Origin of the sequence: Erwinia sp. S38, from assembly GCF_016624545.1 — a bacterium.
In the GTDB taxonomy this organism is placed as follows: domain Bacteria; phylum Pseudomonadota; class Gammaproteobacteria; order Enterobacterales; family Enterobacteriaceae; genus Erwinia; species Erwinia coffeiphila.
Genome location: NZ_JACVTS010000011.1, coordinates 185,684 through 192,550, shown reverse-complemented (window position 1 = coordinate 192,550; position 6,867 = coordinate 185,684). Strand labels below are relative to the sequence as shown.

The window sequence follows — 6,867 nt, the reverse complement described above, 5'->3', positions numbered from 1 at the left end:
GTTTTGGGGGTGGTGGCGCCCGGGGGGGGGGGGGGGGCCCCCCCCCCCCCCCCCGGCGGGGATTAGAAGGAGTAATCTACCGCGGCAAAGTAACGACGACCGTCCTCGTTGAAGGTGTAGTCGTCGCGGTTCAGGTCTTTGTCACCCAGGTTCATCACCCCAGCACGCAACTTAACCGCTTTGGTCGCCTGCCAGGCTCCCCCGGTATTCCACAGCACGTAACCGCCCGGCGTCGGGCCGTCTGCGGTCAGCGAACGGCGATGGCCGGAGTAGTTAGCCTGCAGGAAGAATGACCAGTCCTGCAGTGGCTTCCAGTCCAGGGTACTGTTGGCGGTGTGCAGCGGCAGCTCCTGCAGTGGCTTGTTACCGCCGCCGCTCAGGTTACGTCCGTCGGTATAGGTGTAGTTCAGCGTCAGCTTCCACTGGTCGTTAAACGGCACCGTCATTTCGGTTTCCACACCGGTAATGCGCGCCTTGTTCACGTTGTAGTAGCGGAACACCGGCTTACCGTCGACGATATCAACATAGTTTGGATAGCTCGGTGCCAGGCCAACGTTAGCGGTACGGGCAATATCGATCATATCGTCAACGTTGTTCTGGAAGGCGGTCACGCTACCGGTCACACCCTCCAGCAGCCCTTCTTCCCCGGCGTAATACAGACCCAGCTCAAAGCTTTCGCTGGTTTCCGGCTTCAGCTCTTTGCTGCCGACAATGGTACAGCTGCCGCGGCAGGAACCGCTCTGCCAGTCCGGGCTCAGCTGCAGCAGTGAAGGCGCTTTAAAGGCGTTGGCCCAGCCGCCCTTCACGGTGATGGTATCGGTGGCGTTATACACCAGGTAGGCGCGCGGGCTCCAGTGATCGCCGAAGGTCTGGTGATCGTCCATACGCACGCCGGTGGTCAGCGCCAGCGATTCAATAATCCGCCACTCGTCTTCCACAAACAGCGCGTACTGGCTGGCCGAGGTTTTGCCGCTGCCTTTCAGGGTGCCGCTGTCTTCCAGCTTATCGTGGCGCACTTCACCGCCGAAGGTCAGCATCTGATTGATGTCCGCCAGCGGCAGAACCAGCTTACCGTCCAGCGAGTTGTTTCTCGCTACCGCGTTACCGGCGCTGCTGTTGTAGTTTTCAACGCGATCGCCGTAGAAGCGCAGCTCGGTGTTGCCCCAGTCCCAGCGGCCGTTGTGGCCAAGAGAATAGTTCTGGCGCTCAATGCGGTTTTTATCCAGCGAGTCGGAATCACGATCCTGGCGGTCGAAGCCGTAGCCGAGGCTGATATCCTGCTCTTTGGTCGGGGTCAGCGCGAATTCCACGTTGGTATTGCGGTTGGTGTAGCCCTCAATGCGCGGAGACAGGCCGTTAGCGCCCGTGTCGGACTGCTGCTGTTTGTCTTTTTCACGCTTGCCGAGATTGCCGTACACCTTCACGCCCAGCAGATCGTCAATCAGCGGGCCGCTGGTGAAGAAACCGCCGTTGTAGCTGTCACCGCGATCGCGGTGTTCCTGCACCGTGGTGTCGGCGCTTAGCGTACCGTGCCAGGCTTTACCGACTTTACGGGTAATGATGTTCACCACGCCACCCAGCGCATCGGAACCGTACAGCGAGGACATCGGCCCGCGAACCACTTCGATACGCTCAATGGCATCGGCCGGTATCCAGTTCAGGTCAAAGTCGTTGTGGCGGAAGGCGGCGTTACGCGAGTTCACGCGCTTGCCGTCGACCAGGATCAGCGTATAGCTGCTGTTGAGGCCGCGCAGACTGACGCCCTTGCGGTTATCGCCCTCGTTGGTCAGCTGTACGCCGGGAACGTCACGCAGCACGTCGCGCAGGTTCTGCACCGGACGGCGCTGAATATCTTCGGCGGTGATCACGCTGATACTGGCGGGTGCATCTTTCAGATTCACTTCGGTTGCCGAAGCGGTCACCACCATTTGCTGCTCACGCTGTTTCGCTTCTTCAACTTCAACGTCTTCAGCCAGCAGCGGGAAGGACATCATAATAACAGACGCGCAGAGGCCCCCGCGCATGACAGGGTTCAACCTAAACATAACTTTCTCCATGTATGCAATGCAGTAACAAATAAAAGGATGACGGCACAGGCCGTCACTGACTTCATTGGCGGAGTGTCTCCGCTCGATTTTCCGGTTATATTCCGGTTAATTGACGCTTGTCCTGCGCGGTAAATTACCGGGGCTGGACGGGCCCCGGCGCGCACTTGCCAGAACTAAAAAGAGGGTGCTTCAACTAATCCATCGATTAATACCTGCGGCGTTCCCAACGTACAGCGTTCAATTCGGCCACGAACGCCGTACACGCGCGCAAGACTCTCCGGCGTAATCACGTCTTCCGGTAAACCATCAGCAATCAGTTCACCGTTTTGCAGCATCAACACGTGCTGGCCGTGGCGCAGGGCGATATTGATATCGTGGACCACCACGACGGTGACGATATTTCGCTTCTCCGTTTCACGGCGCACCAGCTCCATCACATGGAACTGATAATTTAAATCCAGTGCGCTGAGCGGCTCATCAAGCAGCAGCAGGCCCGGGCGGCGGATCAGCGATTGTGCCAGGCCCACCAGCTGCTTCTGTCCGCCGGAAAGCTGGTCCAGATAGCTCATCGCCAGATGTGCAATGCCCAACTGCTCCAGCAGCTCCATCACTTCGGCTTCGCTGGCCGCACTGCTGCGCCCGCCGGAAGCCCGCTGGGCAACGATAATCGACTCCAGCACGTGCAGATGCACCCCGGCAGGCAGCGACTGCGGCAGATACACCACGCGGCTGGCGCGCTGGGCAAACGGCAGCGTCATCAGCTCTTCACCGTTAAGCCACATTTCACCTTTCGCGCGGTTCAGGCCCGCCAGCGAACGCAGCAGCGTCGACTTACCGCAGCCGTTCGGCCCCAGCAGCACGGTAATTTTTCCGCGTGGCAAAAGAGGCACGTTGAGGTTGGTAATGATCTGGCGCTTTGGATAGCCGGCGTTGAAACCGCTGATTTTCAGTCCCTGCATCAGATATTCCCCCGATGGCGCAGAATAATACTCAGGAAGAACGGCACGCCGACCAGCGAGGTGACGATGCCAACCGGAATGATCACGCCGGGGATAATGTTCTTCGAGACGACGGAAGCCATCGACAGCACCAGCGCACCGGTCAGCGCACTGGCGGGTAGATAGAAGCGGTGATCTTCACCGAAAATCATGCGCGCGATGTGTGGTGCCACCAGGCCGATAAAACCGATTGGCCCGACGAAGGCCACCGACAGCGCAGAGAGAATACTGATGCGCAGCAGGGTTGCCAGACGCAGGCGGCGCACGTCAATGCCGAAGCTGACTGCGCGATCTTCACCGAGGCGCAGCGCCGTCAGCTTCCACGAACTGAGCAGCGACAGCGGCACCAGAATCAGCAGCGCCAGGCACAGCACACCCAGCTTGTCCCATGAAGCGCGCGCCAGGCTGCCCATGGTCCAGAACACCAGCCCCTGCAGGGTGTCTTCGCTGGCGATAAACTGCATCATCGAGACCAGCGCGTTAAAGGTAAACACCAGCGCGATACCGAACAGCACCACGCCAGAGGTAGCGACTTTGGTCCAGCGGGTGACCGCATCCAGCATCAGTGCGGCAAACAGCGCGAAGACAAAGGCGTTGGCGGAAATGAACCACTGATCGGGAATGCCGGGAATACCAATGCCCAGCACAATCGCCAGCGCGGCACCAAAAGCGGCGGCGGAAGAAACGCCAAGTGTAAACGGACTGGCCAGCGGGTTATTGAGGATGGTCTGCATTTCGGCACCGGCCAGCCCCAGCGCAAGACCCACTACCACTGCCATCAGCGCATACGGCAGGCGGATATCCCAGACGATAACTCGGGTACCGGCATCGACGGATTCAGGGGAAAGCAGAGTTTGCCACAGCGCGTGCAGCGTCAGGCCGGACGGGCCAAGGGTAAAATCAAGGATTAATGAGGCAACAATCGCCAGAAACAGCACCCCCATCATCAGAAAGCGATGCTTCAGTACCCGATGATAGCGCCCCATTGCACTGTCGGGCGGCGTTACTTCGGATAACTTTACGGGATCGTGGGTCACACTCATCTTCAATACCTGTTCGGGAAAGCCCCGGATCGTTCCCTGGCCGGGAGAAAGGCAAGATTGTAGAAATTATGGAGAGAAAAATAAAGCTAATGATAATACTTATCAATAATATTTGTACCACCGCGAGGGATATAAAAAAGGCGCGAAATTCGCGCCTTTGGAGTTATTCAGCAATATTACTTATCTAATTTTGGAAATTCCATCTCGCTGTATTTCACAAACCGCGTCTTGCGCGTCAGCTTATAGCCGAACCAGATAATCAGGAACAGAGGAATGCCGATATAGGTTGCTGCTGCACCGTACCAGTCAATGGTATCGGAGAGAAACGCCTGATAGTTCTGACCCAGAGTGATGATCAGGCACAGCACGAAGGCGAAAATCGGCCCCAGCGGGAAGAAACCGGAACGGTAAGGCAAGTCTGCCACATCGCGGCCCTGGGCGACGTAGCCCTTACGGAAGCGATAGTGGCTGATGGCAATTCCCAGCCAGGCGATAAACCCGGTCATCCCGGAGGTATTCAGCAGCCACAGATACACGGTCTGATTACCAAAGATTGAGGTCAGGAAGCACAGACCGGCAATCACGGTGGTCGCGTACAGCGCGTTACGCGGCACCCCGCCCTTCGACAGCTTGCTGAAAATGCGCGGTGCTTTGCCTTCACAGGCCAGCGCGTAAAGCATGCGCGTGGAGGCGTACATACCGGAGTTACCCGCCGACAGCACCGCCGTCAGGATCACCGCATTCATCACTGCCGCCGCCGACAGCAGGCCCGCATGCTGGAAGACCAGGGTGAACGGGCTGACGCTGATATCTTTAACATCGTTACGCAGCAGGCTTGGATCGGTGTACGGGATGATCAGGCTGATCACCAGAATCGCAAAGACGTAGAACAGCAGGATACGCCAGAACACCTGACGCACCGCACGCGGGATATTTTTACCCGGATCTTCAGATTCACCCGCAGCAATACCGATAAGCTCGGTTCCCTGGAAGGAGAAACCGACAATCATCGCCACGCCGATCATCGCCGCGAAGCCCCCGGCGAACGGCGCATCGCCAATCTGCCAGTTATGCCAGCCGGCGCTTTCGCCGCCGCGCAGAATGCCGACGATCATCGCGACGCCGACAATAATAAAGATAATTACGGTCGCGACTTTAATCAGCGAGAACCAGTATTCCGCCTCACCGAAGCCTTTCACCGAAATATAGTTAAGCAGGAAGATCACACAGAGGAATAAGGCACTCCAGATCCACCCCGGGGTGTCCGGGAACCACCAGCTCATCACCAGCTGCGAGGCCACCAGGTCAACGGCGATAGTCACCGCCCAGTTGTACCAGTAGTTCCAGCCGAGCGCGAATCCGAAGCCTTCTTCTACGTATTTTGCACCGTAGGTGGAGAATGAGCCGGATACCGGCATATACGCGGCAAGCTCACCAAGGCTGGTCATCAGGAAGTAGACCATCAGGCCAATCAGCGCGTAGGAAAGCAGCGCTCCGCCCGGTCCCGCCTGAGAGATGGTCGCACCTGAAGCGACGAAGAGACCGGTACCAATTGAACCGCCAATGGCGATCATCGTTAAGTGACGAGCTTTGAGTTCACGCCTTAACCCAGGCTGTTGTGTTGTTTTTATGTCATGATCCATGTTTAATCGCTGTGCTTTTCTAAAATGAGGCGCGATTGTAACAAACTACCGGGGAGCGTATAGCGATAACGCGACGTTATAAGTTAGCTTCATGATCGTCCGGCGATCATTAGAATAAGACGTGATGACAACGGCAACGCTGCGACGGTTTTCCCGCCGCACCAGCAATGACAACTACCTGTTACTCTTTGCAGTAGCTGAGAAAACGGCTCAGGGCTTTTGATACATGCTTCTGCCGGTGGCAGATCCGGTACAGGGTGCGTTTCAGCTTCGGCAGCGGCAGCGGGACTTCCACCAGCGTTCCCAGCTCCAGCTGTTCGGCAATGGTCCGGCGTGACAGACAGCTGATGCCCATTCCGTGCCGCACCGCATTTTTAATCGCCTCGGAATTACCCAATTCTAGCGCCAGGTCGAACTGCGGCAGGTGGGAAAGCAGCAGATAGTCGACGATTTCGCGGGTCCCGGAGCCCTGTTCGCGTAAGATCCACGGTGCCGCCGCCAGGCTTTGCAGCGTCACCGGATGGCTCAGAATATCCGCACCCGGCGCAGCAAACACCACCAACTCATCTTCCATCCACGGTTCGGTAATCAACTCGGGCATGTGGCATGGCCCCTCAATCAGCCCGATATCAACACGGAAATCAGCGACGTCATTGATCACCTCCTGGCTGTTCCCCACGCTAAGTTCAAGCGGCAATAATGGAAAATCACGACGGTAGTGGGCGATCATCCCCGGCAGCAGGTAGTTGCCGATGGTGCTGCTGGCGGCAATGCGCAGGGAGCCATTGTCTTCACGAAATAGCTGTTCGATCTCCTGCGCCTGCTCCAGCAGGCCAACCGCACGCGGATACAGCAGGCGTCCGTGCTCATTGATCACCAGCCGTTTGCCAACGCGATCGAAAAGCTTAACGTCAAGCTGGCCTTCAAGATCGGCCAGCGCGGCACTGACCGCGGACTGGGACAAGGCCAACACCAGAGAGGCCTGGGTTGTTGACCCGCTTTTGAGTACCTCGGTAAAGACTTCCAGCTGGCGTAAAGTGATGTGCATAATGCTTCCTTAATATAAAGATACAGCCTTGCAAAACGTGCCGCGATTCCAGCCCTCCGCCGACGCCGCTTAACACTAATAGTGGTT

At 57.5% G+C, this 6,867-nt stretch carries 5 protein-coding genes; all 5 read right to left on the bottom strand.

Annotated features, from left to right (window positions below):
- Window positions 1-62 precede the first annotated feature (62 nt).
- Window positions 63-2,045 (bottom strand): catecholate siderophore receptor CirA, encoded by a 1,983-nt coding sequence (cirA, locus tag IBT46_RS14290; RefSeq protein WP_200546214.1) that lies wholly within the window; start codon window positions 2,043-2,045, stop codon window positions 63-65.
- Between the two features lie 176 nt (window positions 2,046-2,221).
- Window positions 2,222-3,007, bottom strand: coding sequence for an ABC transporter ATP-binding protein (locus IBT46_RS14285; protein ID WP_172606542.1), 786 nt, complete (start codon window positions 3,005-3,007; stop codon window positions 2,222-2,224).
- Window positions 3,007-4,089 carry an iron ABC transporter permease gene (locus IBT46_RS14280; RefSeq protein WP_200546213.1) on the bottom strand — a complete coding sequence of 361 codons (1,083 nt, stop codon included), beginning with the start codon at window positions 4,087-4,089 and terminating at the stop codon, window positions 3,007-3,009. Before IBT46_RS14280 ends, IBT46_RS14285 begins: the two co-directional genes overlap by 1 nt.
- Before the next feature lie 176 nt (window positions 4,090-4,265).
- On the bottom strand, window positions 4,266-5,732 hold the full coding sequence (locus IBT46_RS14275; RefSeq protein WP_200546212.1) for an amino acid permease: 1,467 nt from the start codon (window positions 5,730-5,732) through the stop codon (window positions 4,266-4,268).
- A 181-nt stretch (window positions 5,733-5,913) separates the two neighbouring features.
- Window positions 5,914-6,780 carry a DNA-binding transcriptional regulator YeiE gene (gene yieE, locus IBT46_RS14270; RefSeq protein ID WP_200546211.1) on the bottom strand — a complete coding sequence of 289 codons (867 nt, stop codon included), beginning with the start codon at window positions 6,778-6,780 and terminating at the stop codon, window positions 5,914-5,916.
- Window positions 6,781-6,867: the final 87 nt, after the last annotated feature.